28 protein-coding genes are annotated in these 21,423 nt (G+C 64.8%); 12 read left to right on the top strand and 16 right to left on the bottom strand.

Annotated elements, in window-relative coordinates; genetic code table 11:
- Positions 1 to 18 precede the first annotated feature (18 nt).
- From hslV to KC8_RS08870, 6 genes are all read right to left on the bottom strand, one after another.
- The gene (hslV, locus tag KC8_RS08845) at positions 19 to 573 is read right to left on the bottom strand and encodes an ATP-dependent protease subunit HslV (protein WP_010127006.1); all 555 of its coding nucleotides are present in this window, start codon (positions 571 to 573) and stop codon (positions 19 to 21) included.
- A gap of 131 nt (positions 574 to 704) precedes the next feature.
- Positions 705 to 1,040, bottom strand: a complete 336-nt coding sequence (locus tag KC8_RS08850) for a DMT family protein (RefSeq protein WP_010127005.1) — start codon at positions 1,038 to 1,040, stop codon at positions 705 to 707.
- 49 nt (positions 1,041 to 1,089) lie between these two features.
- Entirely contained in the window at positions 1,090 to 1,497 is a 408-nt protein-coding gene (locus KC8_RS08855) for a holin family protein (protein WP_010127004.1), read from the bottom strand.
- A gap of 221 nt (positions 1,498 to 1,718) precedes the next feature.
- Positions 1,719 to 2,615, bottom strand: coding sequence for a hypothetical protein (locus KC8_RS08860; protein ID WP_037496788.1), 897 nt, complete (start codon positions 2,613 to 2,615; stop codon positions 1,719 to 1,721).
- Positions 2,616 to 2,641: 26 nt separating this feature from the next.
- Positions 2,642 to 3,607 (bottom strand): diacylglycerol/lipid kinase family protein, encoded by a 966-nt coding sequence (locus KC8_RS08865; protein WP_029624748.1) that lies wholly within the window; start codon positions 3,605 to 3,607, stop codon positions 2,642 to 2,644.
- 4 nt (positions 3,608 to 3,611) lie between these two features.
- On the bottom strand, positions 3,612 to 4,145 hold the full coding sequence (locus KC8_RS08870) for a DUF2141 domain-containing protein (RefSeq protein ID WP_010127000.1): 534 nt from the start codon (positions 4,143 to 4,145) through the stop codon (positions 3,612 to 3,614).
- Positions 4,146 to 4,270: 125 nt separating this feature from the next.
- On the opposite strand from KC8_RS08870, the gene lptF reads away from it, so the two are divergent.
- The 5 genes from lptF (at position 4,271) to KC8_RS08895 (ending at position 9,126) form a co-directional block, all read left to right on the top strand.
- A complete protein-coding gene (gene lptF, locus KC8_RS08875) occupies positions 4,271 to 5,479 on the top strand; it encodes an LPS export ABC transporter permease LptF (protein ID WP_010126999.1) in 1,209 nt (402 codons plus the stop codon).
- Positions 5,476 to 6,570 (top strand): LPS export ABC transporter permease LptG, encoded by a 1,095-nt coding sequence (lptG, locus tag KC8_RS08880; RefSeq protein ID WP_010126998.1) that lies wholly within the window; start codon positions 5,476 to 5,478, stop codon positions 6,568 to 6,570. Before lptF ends, lptG begins: the two co-directional genes overlap by 4 nt.
- Positions 6,571 to 6,729: 159 nt before the next feature.
- A complete protein-coding gene (locus tag KC8_RS08885; protein ID WP_037496806.1) occupies positions 6,730 to 7,479 on the top strand; it encodes a sterol desaturase family protein in 750 nt (249 codons plus the stop codon).
- Positions 7,480 to 7,489: 10 nt separating this feature from the next.
- Positions 7,490 to 8,638 carry a hypothetical protein gene (locus KC8_RS08890; RefSeq protein WP_010126996.1) on the top strand — a complete coding sequence of 383 codons (1,149 nt, stop codon included), beginning with the start codon at positions 7,490 to 7,492 and terminating at the stop codon, positions 8,636 to 8,638.
- A gap of 11 nt (positions 8,639 to 8,649) precedes the next feature.
- Complete coding sequence (locus KC8_RS08895; protein ID WP_010126995.1) at positions 8,650 to 9,126, top strand: hypothetical protein; 477 nt, start codon at positions 8,650 to 8,652, stop codon at positions 9,124 to 9,126.
- Positions 9,127 to 9,132: 6 nt separating this feature from the next.
- Here KC8_RS08895 and xth read toward each other — a convergent pair whose 3' ends face one another.
- The 3 genes from xth to KC8_RS08910 form a co-directional block, all read right to left on the bottom strand.
- Positions 9,133 to 9,909: an exodeoxyribonuclease III gene (xth, locus tag KC8_RS08900; protein WP_010126994.1), complete on the bottom strand. Its 777-nt coding sequence runs from the start codon at positions 9,907 to 9,909 to the stop codon at positions 9,133 to 9,135.
- Between the two features lie 60 nt (positions 9,910 to 9,969).
- The gene (erpA, locus tag KC8_RS08905; protein ID WP_010126993.1) at positions 9,970 to 10,305 is read right to left on the bottom strand and encodes an iron-sulfur cluster insertion protein ErpA; all 336 of its coding nucleotides are present in this window, start codon (positions 10,303 to 10,305) and stop codon (positions 9,970 to 9,972) included.
- Between the two features lie 79 nt (positions 10,306 to 10,384).
- On the bottom strand, positions 10,385 to 11,308 hold the full coding sequence (locus KC8_RS08910) for a M23 family metallopeptidase (RefSeq protein WP_232455669.1): 924 nt from the start codon (positions 11,306 to 11,308) through the stop codon (positions 10,385 to 10,387).
- A 42-nt stretch (positions 11,309 to 11,350) separates the two neighbouring features.
- On the opposite strand from KC8_RS08910, the gene KC8_RS20285 reads away from it, so the two are divergent.
- The gene (locus KC8_RS20285) at positions 11,351 to 11,536 is read left to right on the top strand and encodes a hypothetical protein (RefSeq protein WP_232455670.1); all 186 of its coding nucleotides are present in this window, start codon (positions 11,351 to 11,353) and stop codon (positions 11,534 to 11,536) included.
- Between the two features lie 86 nt (positions 11,537 to 11,622).
- Here KC8_RS20285 and KC8_RS08915 read toward each other — a convergent pair whose 3' ends face one another.
- Genes KC8_RS08915 through KC8_RS08925 form a run of 3 tightly spaced genes read right to left on the bottom strand, consistent with a single transcriptional unit; the run spans position 11,623 to position 15,640 of the window.
- Entirely contained in the window at positions 11,623 to 12,459 is an 837-nt protein-coding gene (locus KC8_RS08915) for a ferritin-like domain-containing protein (RefSeq protein ID WP_010126991.1), read from the bottom strand.
- Complete coding sequence (locus KC8_RS08920; protein ID WP_029624746.1) at positions 12,456 to 12,920, bottom strand: peroxiredoxin; 465 nt, start codon at positions 12,918 to 12,920, stop codon at positions 12,456 to 12,458. The genes KC8_RS08915 and KC8_RS08920 overlap by 4 nt, the downstream gene beginning before the upstream one ends.
- 41 nt (positions 12,921 to 12,961) lie before the next feature.
- Positions 12,962 to 15,640: a bifunctional [glutamine synthetase] adenylyltransferase/[glutamine synthetase]-adenylyl-L-tyrosine phosphorylase gene (locus KC8_RS08925; RefSeq protein WP_010126988.1), complete on the bottom strand. Its 2,679-nt coding sequence runs from the start codon at positions 15,638 to 15,640 to the stop codon at positions 12,962 to 12,964.
- A gap of 84 nt (positions 15,641 to 15,724) precedes the next feature.
- Here KC8_RS08925 and KC8_RS08930 point away from each other — a divergent pair, with 84 nt between their 5' ends.
- A complete protein-coding gene (locus tag KC8_RS08930) occupies positions 15,725 to 15,913 on the top strand; it encodes a hypothetical protein (RefSeq protein WP_037496782.1) in 189 nt (62 codons plus the stop codon).
- Between the two features lie 17 nt (positions 15,914 to 15,930).
- On the opposite strand, the gene KC8_RS08935 is transcribed toward KC8_RS08930, so the two are convergent.
- Positions 15,931 to 16,557 (bottom strand): sigma-70 family RNA polymerase sigma factor, encoded by a 627-nt coding sequence (locus KC8_RS08935; protein WP_010126986.1) that lies wholly within the window; start codon positions 16,555 to 16,557, stop codon positions 15,931 to 15,933.
- 224 nt (positions 16,558 to 16,781) lie between these two features.
- The gene (locus KC8_RS08940) at positions 16,782 to 17,576 is read right to left on the bottom strand and encodes a response regulator (RefSeq protein WP_010126985.1); all 795 of its coding nucleotides are present in this window, start codon (positions 17,574 to 17,576) and stop codon (positions 16,782 to 16,784) included.
- 308 nt (positions 17,577 to 17,884) lie between these two features.
- Between KC8_RS08940 and KC8_RS20085 the strand changes: the two genes are divergently transcribed.
- The 5 genes from KC8_RS20085 (at position 17,885) to KC8_RS08965 (ending at position 20,086) form a co-directional block, all read left to right on the top strand.
- Positions 17,885 to 18,037 carry a NepR family anti-sigma factor gene (locus KC8_RS20085; RefSeq protein ID WP_192807714.1) on the top strand — a complete coding sequence of 51 codons (153 nt, stop codon included), beginning with the start codon at positions 17,885 to 17,887 and terminating at the stop codon, positions 18,035 to 18,037.
- Between the two features lie 58 nt (positions 18,038 to 18,095).
- Positions 18,096 to 18,458, top strand: a complete 363-nt coding sequence (locus KC8_RS08950; RefSeq protein WP_010126983.1) for a hypothetical protein — start codon at positions 18,096 to 18,098, stop codon at positions 18,456 to 18,458.
- Positions 18,455 to 19,249 carry a histidine kinase dimerization/phosphoacceptor domain -containing protein gene (locus KC8_RS08955; protein ID WP_029624744.1) on the top strand — a complete coding sequence of 265 codons (795 nt, stop codon included), beginning with the start codon at positions 18,455 to 18,457 and terminating at the stop codon, positions 19,247 to 19,249. Before KC8_RS08950 ends, KC8_RS08955 begins: the two co-directional genes overlap by 4 nt.
- Entirely contained in the window at positions 19,171 to 19,647 is a 477-nt protein-coding gene (locus KC8_RS08960; protein WP_157663909.1) for a hypothetical protein, read from the top strand. Before KC8_RS08955 ends, KC8_RS08960 begins: the two co-directional genes overlap by 79 nt.
- Positions 19,648 to 19,960: 313 nt before the next feature.
- On the top strand, positions 19,961 to 20,086 hold the full coding sequence (locus KC8_RS08965) for an entericidin A/B family lipoprotein (RefSeq protein ID WP_029624742.1): 126 nt from the start codon (positions 19,961 to 19,963) through the stop codon (positions 20,084 to 20,086).
- A gap of 59 nt (positions 20,087 to 20,145) precedes the next feature.
- Here KC8_RS08965 and tatC read toward each other — a convergent pair whose 3' ends face one another.
- Both tatC and tatB read right to left on the bottom strand, forming a co-directional pair.
- The gene (gene tatC, locus KC8_RS08970) at positions 20,146 to 20,910 is read right to left on the bottom strand and encodes a twin-arginine translocase subunit TatC (RefSeq protein ID WP_010126979.1); all 765 of its coding nucleotides are present in this window, start codon (positions 20,908 to 20,910) and stop codon (positions 20,146 to 20,148) included.
- Positions 20,907 to 21,392 (bottom strand): Sec-independent protein translocase protein TatB, encoded by a 486-nt coding sequence (gene tatB, locus KC8_RS20600; protein WP_010126978.1) that lies wholly within the window; start codon positions 21,390 to 21,392, stop codon positions 20,907 to 20,909. Before tatB ends, tatC begins: the two co-directional genes overlap by 4 nt.
- Positions 21,393 to 21,423: the final 31 nt, after the last annotated feature.

The raw sequence follows: 21,423 nt of genomic DNA on the forward strand, positions 1-21,423 counted from the left end.
CGTTGAAAAACAAAGCCATCAGTTGGCGCTTTCCAACGATTCCAAGGTCAGCTGGTCGTTGGTGAACACGCATAGTTCGGCCGCGATCGCCATCGCCTTGCGGCACAAAGCCTCGGCATCGGGTTCGTAATCGACCAGCGCACGCGCGGCGGACAGCGCGAAATTGCCGCCCGATCCGATCGCGGCAACCCCGCCCACCGGTTCCAGCACGTCGCCATTGCCGGTCAGGATCAGGGTCACTTGGCTGTCGGCGACGATCATCATCGCTTCCAGGTTGCGCAGATATTTGTCGGTCCGCCAGTCCTTGGCCAGTTCAACCGCGGCGCGCATCAGCTGGCCATTATGCTGTTCCAGCTTGCGTTCGAGCCGTTCGAACAAAGTGAAGGCATCCGCCGTCGCCCCGGCGAACCCGCCGATCACCGATCCATCATGCAGGCGGCGCACCTTGCGGGCATTCGGCTTCATCACCGTATTGCCCATCGAAACCTGGCCGTCGCCGACCACCACCACCTTGCCGCCACGCCGCACCGACAGGATCGTCGTGCCGTGCCAACCTATCTTGTCCTCGCTCATGCCTGTCCTGTTTTCAGCTTGCAGCGGCGATATGGGAGCAGCTGCCCCCAAGCGCAACGAGGGTTAAGTTGAGGAAGTTGAGGATTGCCATGCAAACCCCATAACCCTGTGCAACCGTCCCGCTGGCGCGCTCAATTCCGGCCGACGAACGTGAAGGCCGCCGCCCCGGCGATGCACGCCCCCGCGCCCAGATAACGCCATGTCAACGGCTCCTTCAGCACGACGATCGCAAACACCGCGAACACCGCCAGCGTGATGCATTCCTGCATGATCTTCAGCTGGCCGCCACTCAGCCCGCTTGCATAACCGATCCGGTTCGCCGGTACCGCCAGGCTATATTCGATCAGCGCGATCCCCCACGACGCCAGCACCACCACCCACAGCCTTGCATCGGGAAATTTGAGGTGGCCGTACCACGCCACCGTCATGAACAGGTTGGACGCGATCAACAGGGCGAATGTGGGCATGCGGCGAGGCTCCTTCCCAACCCCGCCGCACATCCGGATGCGGCGGAGATCAGACCTTCTTCGCCTTGCCCCATTCACGCGCGACCGTATAGCCGAGATAGCCGGTGCCGAAGAGCGCGTAGAGCGGTTCGGGCAGCCCCGCCAGATAGGCGTTCATCGCCCGGCCGATCGCGTCGGCCAACCCCGGCTGCGCCGCCGAAATCAACCCCATCGGGATCGACCATAGCAACAGGGCGTACATCACATATAAAAAGCTCGGCCGCGCCCGACTGGTCCACGGATCGGCCGACTGCGCCTCGGCGACGATCGCCGAAAGCTGGGTCTTGAGCGCCTCCATGTCCTGGCTGCCCTGCAATTTCAGCAATTCCAGCTTGGCCCGTTCCCGCGCCTGCGGATCGGGAATGATCTTGTCGATCAGCCCCGCAATCGGCCCGATAATGCCTTCGATCAGCGCCATGGCTTTCCTCCTGTCATTGGGAGGAAGAAACTAACCTATATGGCACTTTGTAGGACAGACGAGCCTCGCGGCAGCGCCGCTTGCCCGTCCACCTCGTGCAAAAAGCCGGTCAGGTGGCAGACGGCATTCGCGATCTCCGAACCGCCTCAACAGGCCCAGGCGCACGAGATTCGAATAAGCTTCAACCGGAAGATTCTTTCCTTCCACCGCACAAGTGCGTCTCAGCGCACCGCGCCCTTCATCAGCAGGCGGGGCAACAGGGTGATCGCGCCCAGGATCGGGAAGCGGCGTTGCCAGGGGCGGATGGTGATCGCGGTGCCGGCGTGGCGGTTGATCTTCCACGCCAGGTAATCGATCCCGCCAGCAAAGGTGGCGCTGGCCTTGGCGAGGCGGATGAGGGTGAGGCGCTTGCCGCGCTTTTGCAGGGTGCGCCAACCAGCCAGCGCCGCCGCGCGGGCATCGGGCGACGGGGCGGCAGCGGGATCGACCCCGGCCGCAGCAAGCGCCGCGCCCGAAAAGCGGCGATAACGATCGGGATCAGCATCGACGATCGATCCGGGCCGATTGCCACGTTCGGCGCGCAGTTCAGCGCCATAAGTGAGCGTGAAGCCCGCCCGCCACAGATCGAGCGGATCGGCGAGGGCCTTTTCCAGAGTCGGGGCTGAAAGCGCGAGCAAGGTGGGTGCCGCCTGCGCCACGGCGGCGACAGCGCGCGCAGCCGCAGCTTCGTCCCGCGCCCACACCAACCGCGACGGCTGGGCGAAGCGCGCCCACACCGACACATTATCCGCCTTCACCGAACAGAGCCGGGCGAAATCATCCTCGCTCAACACCGCATATTTCGCGGCGAGATCTTCGGCTTCGAACGGGAACACATTAGGCGGCACCAGCCGGTTCGCGGTCGCCAGCCAGCTTTTGCCATATGCCGCGCGATAATCGGACACGATCAGATAGAAATCGAGCATCAGCCCGTCGAGCCGCGTTTCGCGCAGGCACGATCCGTAGAACAGCACGGCCCGCGCCGCGTCGCCGTAGCGCGCGGCGATCGCGCCCGCGAGCGCGGCCGCGCGTGGATCGACCGGCTGGCCGAGTTCGGCCGCCACCAGATCGGCAAGCATCACGAGGTGACCCTGAACGGGCGCGATCAGGCCGCGAGGCGCAGGAAGGGCATCGGCCGCGTCTGGGTCAGCACGATCGGCCGCCCCTTATCCGCCTGGAACAGTTCACCGTCGAGAATCACGCTGGACCGATCCCCTTCGATGCGGATTTCATCGCCGCGCTGCAGGTGGATACCCGCCATCGCGTGCTTGCCGAGACGCCCGAACACCGCCGCGACGATCGCGCGCAGCAGCGACAGGGGACTTTGGTCGACCATCATCAGTTGCAGGCCCGCCGGCCCGGTGCCGTTGCCGGTCTTGCTGTTCAAGAGCAGCTTGTGCAGCGTCGTCACGATCAGCAGCGCGAACCGCCCCTGAATCTGGCCCTGGCGAATCAGCGACACGCGCACCTCGCTTGGCCGTGGTGGCAGGAAAGCGGCGCGGATGCCGAAGATCAGCGACAGGAACACGGCCATCACCGTCAGCACATGGCTGAACCCGTTGGGCAAGCCGAGCGGATAAATCTTGTTGCGACAGAACAGGATCGAATCGGCAAGGCCTGCGCCGCCCAGGAACATGCCCAGCACAGGGCGCACTCCGCCATCGGACAAGGCGATCAGTTCGCGCGGTACGATATGATCGGTCATGTCGCCACGGGCGATTTCCAGCACCCGCTCCAGCGCCACGATCGGATCGCCGCTGGCCCCCAGATCGAGCGCGATCAGGTTGGTCTTGCCGTTGGGCAGCACGGCCACGGGCGGCGGCGAATCGCCGAAATGGCCGCCCAGATGCAATTCGGTCAGCGCCGCCTGCACCGTGCCGTCGCCGCCGTTGATGACCAGCACCTTCGGGCGCACCCGCGCGATCGTCCGCAGGGCCGGGCCGATCTGTTCGATCGCCTCGACCTCGTAATGAAAGATTTCGCCATGCTGTGCGCAGAAACTGCGGATGCGGGGCAGAATCGCGCGATTCCCCGTGGACCGCGGATTCGACAGCAATGCGACGCCAGCCATCATTCTACCTCGCAGCGGACTTGACGGGCTTGATCGACAAGCCCTGGACATAATTGAGAACCACGTTCACCCGGCGCGGCTCCGCACCCACCGAAATCACGACATCGTCATATTTCGGCTTCAGCGAAAACAGCGAAAGCCCGGGATTGCGCGAAAAGCCGCCGCCATCGCCGCGGCCGGACTTGCCATCGCCTTCGACGTCATGGCGCACCGCCACCGCATAGTTGCCCGGCTGCGGCAAAGCGACGCACACTTCCATCGATTCGGCACGCGGCGTGACAGGCAGGTCGATCCGCTTCACCCGGCGGCCCTTGGCCAGAAAATCATCGGGATTGCTGCCGTAGATCTGGACACGCAGATCGCCGGTACGCGCCTTGAAACCGTCCACCTTCACCAGCACCGCCGCACCCGACGCCCCCGGCGCGCACGCCGCGGCATCAGGCCCCAGCACGGCCGCCTGGGCCGCGCTTGCGCCCATTGCCGCCGGCAAGGCCGACGCCAGCAGGGAAATGGCAACGAAGTTCGACAGTTTCAGCATGACCTCTCTACCTCCGGAAGCTATAGCCGGGCTGAAAACGCGCCCGGCGGGATACGCAATGCCCCCGACGCTTCCGACAATCGGCTGCGATTGCGGCCAGATCATGGTGACGAGGCGACCATATTTTGAGACTTGCGAGCCTCACCGACCGCTACCTCGCCCGTCTGATCACCGTTCCGTTGGTGGGAACGCTGATCGTGTCGGCGATGCTGCTCGTGCTCGACAAGATGTTGCGGCTGTTCGATTTCGTCGCCAGCGAAGGCGGACCGGTAAGCGTCGTATGGAAGATGCTGGCCAACATGCTGCCCGAATATCTGTCGCTGGGCATCCCGATCGGGCTGATGCTGGGCATCCTGCTGGCCTTCCGCCGACTCGCCTTGTCGTCCGAACTCGATGTGCTGCGCGCGCTGGGCATCAGTTACGGGCGGCTGATGCGCGTGCCTTATATGTTCACGATCGGGCTGGCCGCGCTCAACCTGCTGATCGTCGGCTTCGTCCAGCCTTATGCACGCTACGCCTATGAAGGGCTGCGATTCGAACTGCGATCAGGCGCGCTGGGCGCATCGATCAAGGTGGGCGAGTTTACGAAACTCGGCAGCCGGATGACGTTGCGCGTCGAACAGAGCCGCGACAGCGGGCGCGATCTTTCGGGCATTTTCGTCATGACCGAAACGAAGGACGGCAAATCGCTGGCGGTGACGGCCGAACGCGGCACGTTCATGGCGACCGACGATCCCGACACGATCATCCTGCGGCTGGCCAATGGCACGCTGGTGCATGACGCGCCCGGTTTCCGCACGCCGCGCGTGTTGAGCTTCGTCGGTCATGACCTGCCGATCGACCTGCCCAAGATGGAGGCATTCCGCCAGCGCGGCGGGCGCGATCTGGAAATGACCATCCCCGAACTGGCGCGCACCGCCAAGAACCCGGAAACGCCCGAAAAGACCCGCAACGAACTGCGGGCCAATTTCCATTTCCGGCTGGTCGAGGTGGCGACGATGTTCCTGCTGCCACTGCTGGCCGTTGCCCTTGCCGTGCCGCCGAAGCGATCGACGTCAGCACTGGGCGTATTCCTGTCGATCGTGCTGATCGTGACGCAGCACAAGATCAACGAATATGGCGAGGCGCTGGGCGCGCTCGGCCGGGTCGATCCCTTGATTTCGCTGTGGCTGCCGTTCCTTGGCTTCGCTGCCTTTACCGGGTGGATGTATTATACGGTGGCGCATATTCCCGGCGGCCAGCCGATCGGCGCACTGGAACGCTGGGCCGCCAAGGCCGGCAAGGCCGTGCGGCGCTGGCTGCCCTTCGGCCGCCAGGCGGAGACCGTGGCATGAACCTGCAATTCTTCGCGTCGCGCACGATCAGCTGGTACATGGCCAAGAAGTTCCTGCTGACCAGCATGGCCGTGCTGGCGGCGCTGGTGCTGGTGCTCCAGACGCTCGACCTGCTGGGCGAATCGGGCAATATCCTGGCCTATCCCGGCAATGGCGAACCGCAATTGTGGCAATATGTGTCGCTGCGCGTGCCACAATTGATCGCCCGCTTCCTGCCGTTCGCGGTGCTGCTGGGCGCGATCATCACCTTCGTCACGCTCAACCAGAATAGCGAGATCATCTCGATGAAGGCGGCGGGCGTTTCGGCCCACCAGATCCTGGCGCCGCTGATCGTCGCCAGCCTGGGCATTTCCGCTTTGTCGTTTGTCTTCAACGATCGCATCGTCACCCGCGCGGCGGCGACGCTGAGGGCTTGGGAAGCGGTGGATTACGGGCCGATCCCCAAGGATCGCGGCATCGTCACCAATGTGTGGGTGCGCAGCGGCGACGATCTGATCCACGCCGCGCAGGCCAGCGGCCGGGGCGCCGGCGTCCGGCTGGTCGATGTCACGCTATATGACCGGATCGGCGGCACGCTGGAAACGATCGTGACCGCCAAGACAGGCCGCTACGATCGTGGCGGCTGGCTGCTGCACGATGTCCGCCGGTTCGATGTCACGCGCGGGCTGACCAGCGACCTGCCCACGCTCACCATCGCCCGCGGGGTGACGCCCGATCGCTTCACCCTTGCCAATGTCGACGCGGACGAGCGCAGCTTTTCCAGCCTGCGCACCGCAATCGCCGATCTGAAAGCCGCCGGCCGGCCGACCGAAGCGCTGGAGGCGGGATTGTGGCACAAGCTGTCGGGTCCGCTGTCATCGGCCCTGATGCCGCTGCTGGCAGGGGTCGCCGCGTTCGGCCTTGCCCGGTCCGGCCGGCTGTTCGTCCGCGCGGTGATCGGCATGGGGCTGGGCTTTGCCTATTTCGTCGCCGATAATTTCGCGCTGGCGATGGGCAATATCGGCGCCTATCCGCCAACGCTGGCGGCATGGGGGCCGCCCATATTGTTCCTGCTGATCGGCGAAACGGTGCTGATCCGCACCGAAGAATAAGCGGCGGAATAAGGCGATACGGCGCAATCGGCCGGCCCGGCGCCAATTGCGCCCCGAAACCGCCGCATTGCACTTTCATTACACGGAGTCTCACGGCGTTCGCGCCTGTTTGACCATGGATTTCTTGAGGATTTGGCTGCGGTGAAGAGCACGGAATCGATGCGCACGGGCTTCTGGAACCGATCGCACCATCTGGATCGGATGACGTTGCGTGACCTCGTCATCGCTTATTTCCAATATCCGGCGATCATCGCCTATCTGCTGGCGGCCTTTGCCGCGATCGGGGTTTGGGTGTGGCGCCCGGCGCCGCTGGTGCAGACGCTGGCATCCATCCTGATCGCGACCCTGGTCTATCCGCTGGTGTGGTACTGCCTGCATCGCTGGGTGCTCCACAGCAAGTGGATGTGGAAATCCAAACTGCTCAGCCCGACGTGGAAGCGCATCCATTACGATCACCATCAGGATCCCAACCATCTGGAGGTGCTGTTTGGCGGCCTGCACACGACATTGCCGACGATCGCGGCGGCGACGATGCCGATCGGCTATGCGATTGGCGGCGTCGGCGGGGCTGCGGCGGCGATGGCGACCGGGCTGATCACCACCTGCGTGTACGAGTTTTTCCACTGCATCCAGCATCTGGCGTATAAGCCACGCAACAAATGGGTGGCGTCGATCAAGCAGCGCCACATGCAGCACCATTTCCACAACGAAAACGGCAATTTCGGCATCACCAACTATTTCTGGGATCGCCTGTTCGGCACCTTTTACGAAAAGGCCGGCGAACGCCCGAAAAGCCCGACCGTGTTCAACCTCGGCTACACCAACGAGGTGGCCGAAGAATATCCGCACGTCGCGCGGCTGTCCGGCGGGGTTGCCACCGGCCATCCCCGGCAGCGCCAGCGCGATTGATCGCATATCCATGAGCATCGCTATCAGCCCGGTGGTGAAAGCCGCCGACCGCGCCGCCTTCATCGATCTGCCCTGGCAGCTTTATGCCCATGACCCCCATTGGGTGCCGCCGCTGAAAAGCGAGATGCACGGGCTGATCGATCCGAAGAAGAATCCGTGGTTCGGCCATGCCGATGCGGTGTTCCTGCTGGCGCGCCGCAACGGCCGTGTGACCGGGCGGATTTCGGCGCAGATCGACCGGCTCGTCCTGGCCATGCCCGCCGAACAAGGTGGCGGCCCTGGCGTTGGCCATTGGGGCATGTTCGAGGCCGAAGACGCCGAAACCGCCACCGCCCTGATCAAGGCGGCCGAAGATTGGCTGCGCGGGCGCGGCATGACGCAGGCGATGGGGCCGTTCAGCCTGTCGGTATGGGACGAACCCGGCCTGCTGGTGAAGGGCCATGATCATAGCCCGACGGTGATGATGGGCCACCATCTGCCGGCCTACCAGGCGTGGATCGAGGGCGCGGGCTATACCGGCGTGCGCGACATGCAGACCTATGATCTGGATATCACGCAGGATTTCCCACCGATCGTGCAGCGCATCGTCGCGTCGGGCGAACGCAATGCGCGGATCAACATCCGCAAGGTCGATAAATCACGCTTCGACGAGGAAGCAGCCCTGCTGCTGGGCATCCTCAACAATGCCTGGTCGGATAATTGGGGCTTCGTCCCGCTGACCGACGCCGAAATCGCTTATGCCGGCAAGAAGCTGAAGCCGATCGTGTTCGAGGACCTGATCCGCGTCGCCGAAGTGGAGGGCGAACCCGTCGCGTTCATGATGACGCTTCCCGACCTCAACGAACTGACCCGCGATCTTGACGGCCGGCTGTTCCCGTTCGGCTGGGCCAAGCTGCTGTGGCGGCTGCGCAAACCGCAGGTGCGCACGATGCGCGTGCCGCTGATGGGCGTGGTCAAACGGCTGCAATCCACCCGCCTTGCCAGCCAGCTCGCCTTCATGATGATCGAATATATCCGCCGCGATGCGCTGGTCCATTATAGCGCCACGCGCGGCGAAATCGGCTGGGTGCTCGACGATAATCAGGGCATGAAATCGATCGCCGAAACGATCGAAAGCACCGTCAACCGCATCTACCGGGTGTATCAGAAGACGCTGTAAAGGGGCTGGCGATGGCTGCGGACGTACACCTGCGGCTGGACCAGCTTCACGGCGACTGGCACGTCCGCGCCACGAGTTTTCCGATGTGGCTGAACGGCAGGCGGCAGCGCCCGACGATCCATTATGCGCCCGGCCGGCGTGGCGGCCGCGACGGCTTGATCGATGTGGTGCGCTACGACCAGGCTGGCCGGTCGCGATCAGTTCGCGGGTTCGATCATCCGCTTGATGACAGCGGCACCCGCTTCGTATGGCGCGGATCGGGGCTATTATTTCCCTTTGTCAGCCGTTGGGCGATTCGCGCTTTCGACGGAGACGCCGGCTGGATGTTCATCACCTTCGATCGCACGCTGTTCACGCCCAAGGGGTGCGATCTGCTGGTCCGCGATCCGGCAACGGACGCAGGCAGCGTGCGCGCGCACCTGGAAACGATCGCCGCGCGGCTGCCGGACGTTGCCGCTTTCGGCACGCCCGTCATCCTGCCGGGCTGATTTTCCCTAGCGCAACATGATCCAGGTCGGCGCGTGATCGCTGGCCTTTTCCTTGCCGCGCGTCGCGCGATCGACGCCGGCATCGGCCAGCCGATCGGCTGCCGACGGGCTGAGCAGCAGATGATCGATGCGGAACCCCGCGTCACGCGCCCAGGCGCCGGCCTGATAATCCCAGAAGGTGTATATCGGCCCCGACGGGTGGATCGCGCGGATCGCATCGGTCCAGCCTTGGGCCAGAAGGCTGCGGAACGCGGCACGGCTTTCGGGTTGCGCCAGCGCATCATCGGCCATCGCGCGGGCAGAGAAAATATCGTCCTTCAGGTCGGTCGGGATGACGTTGTAATCCCCCGCCAGCACCACATCGCGTTCGCTGGCGAACAGGCCGGCGGCGTGCAGGCGCAACTGATCCATCCACGCCAGCTTGTAATCGAATTTGGGGCCGGGCTGCGGGTTGCCGTTGGGCAGGTAGATCGACGCGACGGTGACACCGTTCACGTCCGCCTCCAGATAGCGGCTGTGCGACGGATCGGGATCGTCGGGCAGACCACGCCGCCGTTCCACCGGGTCCGCGCCACGCGCGAGGATCGCGACGCCATTGAAGCCCTTCTGCCCGTGCCAGATCGCACCGTAACCCGCAGCGCGAATATCCGCCTCGGGAAAGGTTTCGTCGGAAGTTTTGATTTCCTGCAGGCACGCCACATCGGGCTGCGTCTCATCGAGCCATTCGAGGAGACGCGGCAGGCGGGCCTTGATGCCGTTGATATTGAATGTCGCGATCTTCATGGCCGCGACCTTAGAGGCATTCTTCGGCCGATGGTATCACCCGTCGGCCGATAAAAAAGATCAGACCGAGAAGCTGGATCCGCAGCCGCAGCCCGAGGCCGCATTGGGATTGGTGACGCGGAACGCCGCCCCGCCCAGCGATTCGACATAATCGACCGCGCTGCCGGCAACGAGATCGAGGCTCATCGGATCGACGACCAGCGTTGCACCATCGCGTTCGGCCACCGCATCATCGGCTTCCACCGCGTCCGCCAGCCCGAACCGATACTGGAACCCCGCGCAGCCGCCACCATCCACGGCCAGCCGCAGGATCGCGGGCTTGCCCTGGCGCTGGGCGATCGCGGCAACGCGGGCGGCCGCGGCCGGGGTGATATCGACGGTGGGGGCTTGGGTCATGGCCATCCAGATAGGAATGAAAAGGGCCGCCGGCAACTGTTGCTGCTGGCGGCCCCCCTCCTCTCCCGTTTTCGGGATATCAATTGGCGTCGGGACCACCCATGGCGATCCGGGTATCCGTGCGGTTCTGCACCGCGAGCAGATAATCGGTCGACTGCAGGAACGGCACCGGGTTCACCGCGCGGCCATCGAGGCGCACTTCATAATGGAGGTGGCTGCCCGTCGAACGGCCGGTCGAACCCATCTTGGCGATCAGATCGCCCCGCTTCACGCGCTGGCCGGCGGACACGAGCATCTTCGACAGGTGACCATAACGGGTCTGGATGCCCTTGCCGTGGTTCAGTTCGACAAGATTGCCATAGCCATTGGCCCATTCGGCGCGGTTCACCACGCCATCGGCGGTGGCATAGATCGGCGTGCCGATCGGGCCGGCCAGATCGATCCCGGCATGCATCGCGGCACCGCCACGGAACGGATCGGAACGGACACCGTAAGAGCTGGTGAAGGCAACCTGCTTGAGGAAGACAGGGCGGGCGGACGGCACCGAGATCACTTCGCGTTCGAGCTGGTCCATCTTCTTCCAGGACATGAACAGCGCGCGGAACTGCGGATCGGCGTCGTCGGAAATATTGGCCTTGGTCACCGGCTCATACGGCCCGCCCATACCCAGCGACGGATTGCCACGCTGGAAGCGGCGCGCATCGACGCCGAGACGGCGGAGCGCATCGGCGGTCATGCGATACCGGCCTTCGGTCAGCGCCAGCGCCTTGCCGGCGAGGGCGTCCTGCTGCTGTGCAACCTTCGCATAAGGTGCGGTCAGCGGCGTCAACGGGGCGGTGGGGACGTCGCCCGGAACCATCGCGGCGAGCGTCTTGGCGTCGGTCTTGCCTTCCACCAGCGCCGACAGGAACGCCTGGCGCTGTTCGATACGGGCGGCCTGAACCACCGCAGCCTGCTTCATCGCCGAATAATCGGCCTGCATGCTGGCAACCTTCGCCTGCATCTGCGCGACCTGGGTATCAGACGTCGCGGCAGGCGCGAAAGCATGAACGGTGGCAACAACGGCCCAAGCGAGGAGGAGAAGCGTGGCAGCGAGGATGGCGACCTGCCGGCGGGTGCAGAGGCGAACCTGACGCAGGGTCGATCCGTCATGAAGGAAAAGATCGCGCGGGCGAAGCGCACCGCGGAACTTTTCAAACAGACCCGCGTTAAGCGAGTGCACGACAACTGACATTCAAATCCCCCGGTGGTGGGCTTGAACTCTCCGGAGGTACGACCCGAGGAGCTTGATAAACTGGCGCTGATCGCAACAGGCTATTACCCTGCGATAGTGCGTGCCGCGTTGTGTAAAACAATGTCAGCCTGGGCAAGCGGTACGTAGTAATCCTGAGTTAATCCGGCTGACTGACGCGCTGAGTCGTTGAACGGCGACTTCAAAGCCCCGCCGAAATGCGTTTTGACGAGCGTCTGCCAGTGCGCGGATGCGTCGAATCGCTGCGCCGAACAGCAGGATTCGAACCACCGAACCCCTGTCGCGACATGGCCGATTTCGTCGTCATAGATGCGCTGGAGGATACGCGCCGAAGCGGCATCACCGGCCGCAATGAAGCGCGCGATCATCGCCGGCGTCACATCCAGCCCGCGCGCTTCCAGCACCATCGGCACGATCGCCAGCCGCGCGAGCGGATCATGCGCGGTCGCCTCCGCCGCTTCCCACAGGCCGTCATGCGCGGGCAGATCGCCATAAGCCGCCCCCAGCGCCTTCAGCCGCCGGGCCACGATGGCGAAGTGCATCGCTTCTTCGGCCAGCACCCGCATCCATTCGTCGATAAACGCACGCGGGAATTGCGATCCGAACCGGCCGATAATGTCCGCCGCCAGATCGATCGCGCTATATTCGATATGCGCCAGTGCATGGAGCATCGCGATCCGCGCGCGCGGGCTGCCGGCGCGGCCCCGCTTGGGCATCCGCGATGGCTGCAGCAGGACCGGGCCGTCACCGCGTGCCGGCTGGTCGGGCATGGCGACGGAAAAGACGAAATCGAGCCGGCCAAGCCGCCAGTCGCGCGCCGCCGCACGCGCCGCCATCACCTTGGCGCGCGGGTCCGCCGCCAGCAGCACGGCGCGAACGGATTCGGCAACGCTGGTCGTCACGCCAGGGCTTGCACCGCCTTCAGTACGTCTTCGGCATGGCCCTTCACCTTCACCTTGCGCCAGACGCGCGCGATCCGCCCGCCCTTTTCAATCAGGAAGGTGGACCGTTCGATCCCCATATATGTACGGCCATACATCGCCTTTTCGACCCAGACGCCGAATGCCGCACACACCGTTTCATCGGCGTCGGTGGCAAGGCCCACCTTCAGATCATATTTGGCGATGAACTTCTGATGCTTGGCCGGCGTATCTTTCGACACACCCAGAATCGCGGCACCCGCCGTCGCGAAATCGCCGGCCAGTTCGGTGAAGGCCTGCGCTTCGGCGGTGCAGCCGGTGGTGTCGTCCTTGGGATAGAAATACAAAACGAGCGGCCGATCGAGCAGATCGTGCAGCCGTTTGGTCGATCCGTCTGCCATCAGCAGCGTAACATCGGGCGCGGTGTCGCCTTCGCTGGCCATCGTCAAATCTCCTTGTTGCCGGGTGCGTAGCGTATCGCCGGTCAGACCGAAACCCGTTCCCATTCGGCGCGAATCGTGGTGCGGGCGGCATCATAGGCCGCAACCAGCGTTTCCCAGTCGGGCTGCCCGCAGGCCTGCGCCACCATCGCGCGCGATACCGGGATCGGTTCGCCCCCCTTGGGCGACACCAGCCGGAACGTGACCAGCATCCGCGTCAACAGGGCGTGCGCTTCGGCCAGTTCGGGCGCGATCAGCCCGGCTTGTGCGAGCGCGGCGATCGCCTGACGAAGGCGCGTGTCGAACCCGGCGCCATGGCGCAGTTGCTGGACGTGGACGGCAAATTCGCAATCCACCAGCCCGCCTTCGATCAGCTTGACGTCGAACGGCCCCGATGGCGGCTTATGCCTGGCCATATCCGCGCGCATCTTCACCGCATCGGCAACCAGCGTTGCTGCGTCGCGCGGCCGGCGCAAGGTTTCGTCGATGATCGCCGCCACCGCGGCGCGCGCGCCAGCCCGGCCATATACCGGTCGTGCGCGGGTGAGCGCCATATGCTCCCACGTCCAGGCGCTTTCGCGCTGATATTGGGCAAAGCTGGCGATCGACACCGACAACAGCCCTTGCGCACCCGACGGCCGCAGCCGTGTATCGACCTCATATAACGGCCCCGATGCGGTCGGCACGCTCATCGCGGCCGTCACCCGCTGGGCCAGCCGGTTATAATATTGGGTCGCGCCAAGCGGCTTGGGACCATCGGATTCGGCCAGATGATCACCATCGAACAGATAGATCAGGTCGAGATCGGACGCATGGGTCAACGCCGCCCCGCCCAGCCGGCCAAGCGCCAGGATGACCAGCCCGTCGCCCGGAATACGGCCATGTGCCGCCTCGAATTCGACCACCGTCGCATCGACCAGCGCGACCAAAGCCGCTTCGGCAACCCGCGCATAGCCTGACGCGACATCGAGCGGATCAGTCGCCCGTTCGATCAGTTGCACGCCCAGCGCAAACCGTTTTTCGCCCACCCGCTGGCGCGCGCGATCAAGCAGGGTTTCATAATCGTCGCCCGGTTCGCACCGCCCGATTTCAGCGGCCAGCATGGCGACATCGCCGGGCGGGTTGAACGCGCTGGCATCGATCAGGCCATCCAGCAATGTCGGCCGCCGGCCCAGCGCATCGGCCAGGGTGGGCGCGTGGACGAGAACATCGGCCACCATTCGCGCCAGCGCAGGCCGCGCTTCCAGCAGGCGAAACAGGTTCACCGCGCTGGGCAGGCGTGACACGATCGTATCGAAGCGGTTGAGCGCGGCATTCGCATCCGGCGCCTGGCCCAGCGCCGTCACCAGCCCGGGCAGCACCGCTTCCAGGGCCTCGCGCGCGGCGGGGGTGCGCAGCGGACGCGGCCCGCCGGCCCGCCACCCTTCGATCCGCTGGCGCGCAGCCGCCGGATCGGCAAAGCCGGCCGCCGCCAGCGCGGTTTCGATCAGCGCCGGATCGCGCGACAGCCCTTCGGGGCGGCCTTCATCCAGCCCGTCATAAATGCGGCCCACGGCCTCCACATGCGGGCGCAGCAGATCAATCAGCGCCGCGCCATCGGCCAGCCCGTGAAGCCGCGCCACATTATCGAGCGCCTCGGGCTGGCGCGGCAGGCTGTGGGTCTGCTGGTCCTCCACCATCTGCAGGCGGTGTTCGATCGTGCGATACAGGCGATACGCATCGGCCAGTATTTTCGCTTCATCCGGGTCGATCCGCCCCGCCGCCGCCAGGGCCGCCAGCGCATCCAATGTCGCGGGCGCGCGCAGCGCCGGTTCGCGACCGCCGTGGATCAGCTGGTGGATCTGGGCGAAAAACTCCACCTCGCGAATGCCGCCGCGCCCGCGCTTCAGATCATAACCGGGGCCGAAACTCTGCCCCTGCGCGTGATGATCGCGAATCCGGCGGGATAGTTCGCGGATTTCGCGGATCGCCCCATAATCCAGCGCGCGCCGCCACACGAACGGGCGGATCTGGGCGAGGAAATGTTCCCCCAGCACCCGATCGCCCGCCGCCGCACGGGCGCGTATGAAGGCCGCGCGTTCCCACGGCAGCGCGCTCGATTCATAATAGGAAATCGCCGCTTCCACCGGCAACGCGATCGGCGTGGCTTCCGGCGACGGGCGCAACCGCAAATCGACGCGAAAGACATAGCCCGCCGCGTCGCGCGCCTGCAGCAGTTCAACAACGCGCTTGCCGATCCGCACCGCCGCCTCGACCGGTTCATCGCGTTCGCGCCGGGGCAAGGTCAGCGGGTCAAAGATCAGGATCGGATCGATATCCGACGAATAATTCAGCTCGCGGCTGCCATGCTTGCCCAGCCCCAGCACCGCGAACCCACGCGGCGGTTCGCCCGGCGTGCGCTCCTCGATCGCGGCGGCTATTGCGCGGTCGAGCGCATTGTCGGCGAAGTCGGACAGCGTCTGGATCACGCTTTCCAGCGGCATCAGCCCGGCAAGATCCGCCAGCCCCACCGCCAGCGACAGCCCCTGCCGTTCGCGACGCAGCGCCAGGCCGACATCGCCCTCGCCCGACGTGCGGCACAGCGCCAACGCACCGGCCACATCGCCCTTAGCGATCGCCGCAACAATCTCCGGTCGCTGTTCTGCCGCGCGGCGCAGGAAAGGGGCATGGGCCATGGCGCGATCGATCGCGGCGGAAATTGTGGCTTTCATGTCATCCTGCATAGCCCGCGTCGCGGGACTATCAAGGTTCCGCATTTTTCCGCAAGATCGCAGGCAACCTCATGCCCGGCAGTGCGTTGGGAAGGCATGCATCGGACACACGAACCTGATGGTCTGAACGGCACGCGCGGCCGGCCGCCGCGCACGCCGACGGCTGAACTCGCCGTGTCACCCAAGCCGCATCAAGGGGTCGGCGATGCCCTGCGCAAAATCTATTCGCCCGCGGCTGTGGATATCCCGCCCGAATGGCGCGAGTTGCTCGATCGGATCACCTGAAGAAGGCCGCCCCCGCCTCAGCGCCCGCGGCTAAGTTCGTCCACATCTTTCATGATGGATTGCAGCGCGGATTGGCCGCCGCGATCCTCATCGCCGCGGCGCGACGGCAGGCGGCCTTCGCTCAGCATCTGTTCCAGCGCGACGCGGCCGCGCGCCACACGGCTCTTGATCGTGCCGACAGCGCAACCGCAGATTTCAGCGGCTTCCTCATATGCAAATCCGCCGGCACCGACGAGGATCAGCGCCTCGCGCTGGGGCTGCGGCAACAGCAGCAAGGCGCGTTGCATATCGCCCAGTTCGACATGGCTGTCCTGGCTGGCCGGGGCAGCCAACACCCGCGCCGCCGTGATCTCGTCCCATTCGCCCTTAAAGCGCGCGCGCCGCATCTGGGACAGGAACAGGTTGCGCAGGATGATGAACGTCCAGGCGCGCATGTTGGTCCCCGCCTGGAAACGCTGGCGCGCGGCCCAGGCCTTCAACAGCGTTTCCTGAACCAGATCGTCGGCGGTATCCCGATTGCCCGAAAGCGAACGGCCAAACGCGCGCAGATGCGGGATCACCGCCGCCAGCTCGGCCTTGAACGCGTCATCCGACAGCGGCACGGATTCGATGATATCGCCGCTATCTTCATCGATCATGCGCATGCCCCGATTGCAGGGCGATTTGCCGGCACGGCCCCGTTACCGCAAGAAGCGGCGATGGTGCGCAGGCAATCAGCGGCCCTCCGCTGCGATATGACGACAGCATCAGCCGCCACGATGCCGCAATGTCCGTCCGCTCCGCCCATCGGTCTCTCCTTGCCGTTGAGTATCCGATACGAACGCCTTCTTCGATTCCGGGTTCCATCCATTACGGATGCGTTCCAAAATCAGGCAGGCACGGTCGCGCTGTCGAAGAACAATGCCTGCGCGATCGCCGCCTTTACCGTCGATCGCTGGAACGGCTTGGTGATCAGGAAAGTCGGCTCGGGCCGCTCGCCGGTCAGCAATCGTTCGGGGAACGCGGTGATGAAGATCACCGGCACGGGAAATTCGGCCAGAATATCCTTCACGGCATCAATCCCCGAACTGTCATCGGCAAGCTGGATATCGGCAAGCACCAGCCCCGGCCGTTGCGCCAGCGCCTGCGCGACTGCTTCATCGCGGGTGACGGCGACCCCGGTCACGCCATGGCCCAGATCACGCACGATCGTTTCCAGATCCATCGCGATGATCGGTTCATCCTCGATGATCAGCACCTCGGCCCGCGTCTGCCGTTCGATCTCGGCCAGGGCGCCGGCGACCAGTTCATCCACTTCGGCCGGCGATACATCGATCAGATAGGCCGCGTCCTCGCTGGTGAAACCTTCCATCGCGGTCAGCAGCAAGGCCTGCCGCGACAGCGGCGTGACCTGCGCCAACCGTGCCTGCGCGATCAGTTCGCGATCGCCGCCGGCGGCCGCCCCCGCATCGCCATCCGCATTGGCCGACGCCCATATCCGCTGGAAGGTGCGATACAGGCCGAGGCGTGCATCCACATCGCGCGGGAAATCCCCGGGCGCGGCGACGATCGCCTCCAGCGCGGCGCGGACATAAGCGTCGCCATGAGCCTGGCTTCCCGTCAGCGCGCGCGCGTAGCGACGAAGGAATGGAAGATGTGGCGCGAGTTCCTGGCCGAGTGACATTGTTTCCCCTTGCTATCCGAAACACCGCCCCTGGGACGATCATTCTGCGATCAGCGGGGATCAGATGCAACCATTCCCCGCCACGGATCGAAACCACGCAATAATTTAACGTGGAACCATCAGATTGCGGAACTATCGGGAGAGTTTTTTGTTTCCTTGGGCAAGTCGGCAATTTATTCTGGTCGCGCTGCGCCCCCGCATTCGGGGATGGCACGGCCCGATGCCTATGAAACATGGCCGCATGGGGCCGGGATCGGACGATATATCGGGGATCAGACAGGTTGGCTGCGAAGAACAAAAAAGAGCAGGTGGCCAGCACCGAAAACGCCCCACGGCAGGCCGAAAAACCACGCCGCCGCAACGCTTCGCACATCGGCCAGGCCCTGCGATCGGCCTGGGACGAAACATTGGGCGAACAAGTGCCATCCGACATGCTCGATCTTCTCGGCAAGCTCAACTAGCCGGCTGGCGCCTGTTCGTCATGGTTCCGTCACGCCCTGATCCACGAGGCCGCACCTCGTGATCGGCGCCAGCGCTGCGCGGCTTTCAACAAGCGTCAAGATGCTGCTGATCCTGACGATCGCGTTGCTGCCGCTTGGCCTGATCGCCATCTACGCCTCGCTGGAATCCGCCAGGACGAATCGCGTAACCCGCGATTTCGCCGTGCGGATGATGGCCGCCGACAGCACCCGTCGGCTCGACACCGCGATCGGGGGCATCACCCGCGACATGGTGGGGACCATGTTGCAGATGGGCGATGTTCGGTCGGCTGCGGCGTGCCGCCGGTCGCTCGATACGCTTGCCGCCACCCAACCGGCTGGAATCCGCTTCGGTTTATTCTACCGGGGGGGCGAAAATTGTGCGCGACGACCGGTTTTGTGACAAGCACGATCGCGCCGCCGGCAGCGGGCATGGACATGGAAGCCACGCTGGAACCGGGCCAGCGCTGGATGCGGCTGGCCACCGCGCGGAACGATCTGATCGTCGCCGCCGAAATTCCGCTGGAACCCCTCGCCCGGATCACGGCGCCGACCAGCGAGGCCGCCACGCTGATCCTGTGGCAAGGGGATACCAGCCTACAGCTGGCTGGCCGGCCGGCCCCCACGCCATCGACACAGACGATCACGGTTGCATCGCCCGTCGCCGACGGGCAACTGGCGCTGGAACTGCGCGCCGACACCGCCCCGATCCGGGCGATCGAATGGCTGATGGTGCTGCTGCCGATCCTGATGTGGCTGGCCGCCGGGCTGATCGGCTGGCTGGTGATGGAAAGGCTGGTGCTGCGCCCGCTGGGCCGCCTGCAGAAATCGGTGGATGGTTTTGACATCGCGCACGGCCCGTTGCGTACACCGGCGCTGAAAACGCCATCGCAGGAAATCCGCAGCCTGGCCCAGGCCTTCACCGATGCCACCGCCCGCCAGATCGAACATGAAGCCGAACTGGCCGAAAGCCTGGCGCGCCAGCGGCGGCTGACGCGCGAGGTGCACCATCGCGTCAAGAATAACCTTCAGGTCGTCGCCAGCCTGATCAATCTGCACGCCCGCGGCGCGCAGGCCCCGAAACCAGCGAGGCTTATGCCGTCATCCAGCGCCGCGTGGATGCGCTCGCCGTCGTTCACCGCAACCATTATGCCGAGATGGAGGACAATCGCGGCGTCGATCTGCGCGCCCTGATCGGCGAACTGGCATCGAACCTGCGGGCCACCGCCAGCGGCGACGCCGCTGCCATGCCGATCCGGATGGAGGTGATCTCCGCCGTTACATCGCAGGACATCGCCGTCCCGGTGGCCTTCCTGATCACCGAAGTTGCCGAAATGGCGATGTATTGCGATCCGGCCGGCGGCCTCACCATCCGCCTTTCTGCCACCGACCTGCCGGATCGGGCGCTGCTGGAACTCATCGCACCCGGCCTGATCGGCACTGCCTGCCGCGAACATCCGGCCTACCCCCGCTTCGAACGGGTTGCCGATGGGCTGGCCCGGCAGTTGCGCGCATCGCTGCGCCGCGGCGAACCAACCGGCGAAATCGCCATCACCATCGCGATCATCCGCAACGACGCCCCCTCAGCCTAGCGCGCCATCGTGCGGTTCGTCGCATAGGTGCGATTTTTTTCGATGATCGTGGAACCGGTCGGCGTCAGGCTCGTTCGGGGTGGAGGATAGCGCACTTATGCCCCCCCGCTCACGCTATCCTAACCAGGCCCCGGAACTGTCGATCCTCCCCCCGACGACGTTTCCGGGGCCGCAATTTTCCCGCCGGATCCACATTGCCCGTCGCGACGAGCGGTTGGCCGCATGCCGGGATCGCCAGACGGAACCAATCACCCCGACCGCGCATTGATCGCTACGGTTCCGAAAATATACGGAATGCTGCAGGAGCAGATCGATGCGAAAGATAGTGACCCTTGCGCTGGTTGCAGGCGCTTTGATGGCGTCGGCGTGCAACACCGTTGAAGGCGCGGGCAAGGACGTGAAGTCGGCCGGGCAGGCGGTTGAGGACGTCGCAAAGTAAATTGTCGGATCGGTTGAAAACGGGCGTCGCTCCCCACCGGGGGCGGCGCCCGGCGCCGTTCAGGCGGCCGCGTCCTCCGGTTGGCTGCGCGCGCGGCGCTTTTCGGTGAACCAGATCGCGATCAGCGCCAGTTCGTACAGCAGCACCAGCGGCACCGCGAGGATCAGCTGCGACACCACATCGGGCGGGGTCAGCACCGCCGCGATGGCGAACGCCGCCACGATCGCATAGCGCCGTCCCGCCTTCAACTGATCGCGGGTGACGATCCCGGCGCGTTCCAGCAGCATCAGCAGCACCGGCAGCAGGAATGCAACGCCGAACCCGAAGATGAACTTGGTCACGAAATCGAGATAATTGCCAACGCCAGGCAGCGCTTCCTGGCTGACGCCGCCAACATTGCCCTGATAACTCAACAGGAAATGCAGCGCGACGGGCATGGCGACATAATAAGCCATCGCAGCGCCTGCCAGGAACAGCACCGGCGTGATCCCCAGAAATGGCAGCAGCGCCCGTTTTTCCTTGGCATAAAGGCCGGGAGCCACGAATTGCCACATCTGATTGGCCACAACCGGAAAGGCCAGCATGATCGCCGCGAAGAAGGCGACCTTGATTTCGGCGAAAAACGCTTCGAAGATATTGGTATAGATCAGTTTTCCCTGTCCTGCGCGCAACAGCGGCTGGACGAGGAAGGCGAAGATCGGCTTGGCGAAATAGAGGCAGATGGCAAAGGCCGCGCCCAGCGCCGCAAAGCTCCACAGCAGGCGACGGCGCAGTTCGACCAGATGATCGAGCAGGGGCGCCTTGCTTTCATCGATATCGTTCATGCCGGCTTGCCCGTCGATGGCCCGCCATCCAGCAACGGCAGTTCCGCCTGCAACGCGCTCGACGGTGGCATGTCGGACGGCTTGGCCTCGGGCTGGACGATGGCGGCCGGTGGTTCGGACAGTTCCACTTCGCCGGGCGGCAATTCGGTGTAGGGCGCGTCGATATACGGCGCGTCAGCCGGCGCGGCATATCCGCTGGCCTCGGGCGACACCGTCACCTGCGCCGCGTCGGCATCGTGCGGCACCACCGGATGTTCGCGCATGATCCGCTCATTTTCCGCGGCCCATTTGCGTTCCATCTCCTCGATTTCCGACTGGCGGATCATTTCATCCATGCCGCTGCGGAAATGGCGCGCCATGCCGCGCGCCTTGGCCACCCAATTGCCGACGATGCGCATCAGGCGCGGCAAATCCTTCGGCCCGATCACGACCAGCGCGACCAGCGCGACCAGCATCAATTCGGTAGGGGCGATATCGAACATGCGGGGCTTGCTTCACTCTCGCAAGGGCAGG

The organism is Sphingomonas sp. KC8, from assembly GCF_002151445.1.
GTDB lineage: Bacteria > Pseudomonadota > Alphaproteobacteria > Sphingomonadales > Sphingomonadaceae > Sphingomonas_E.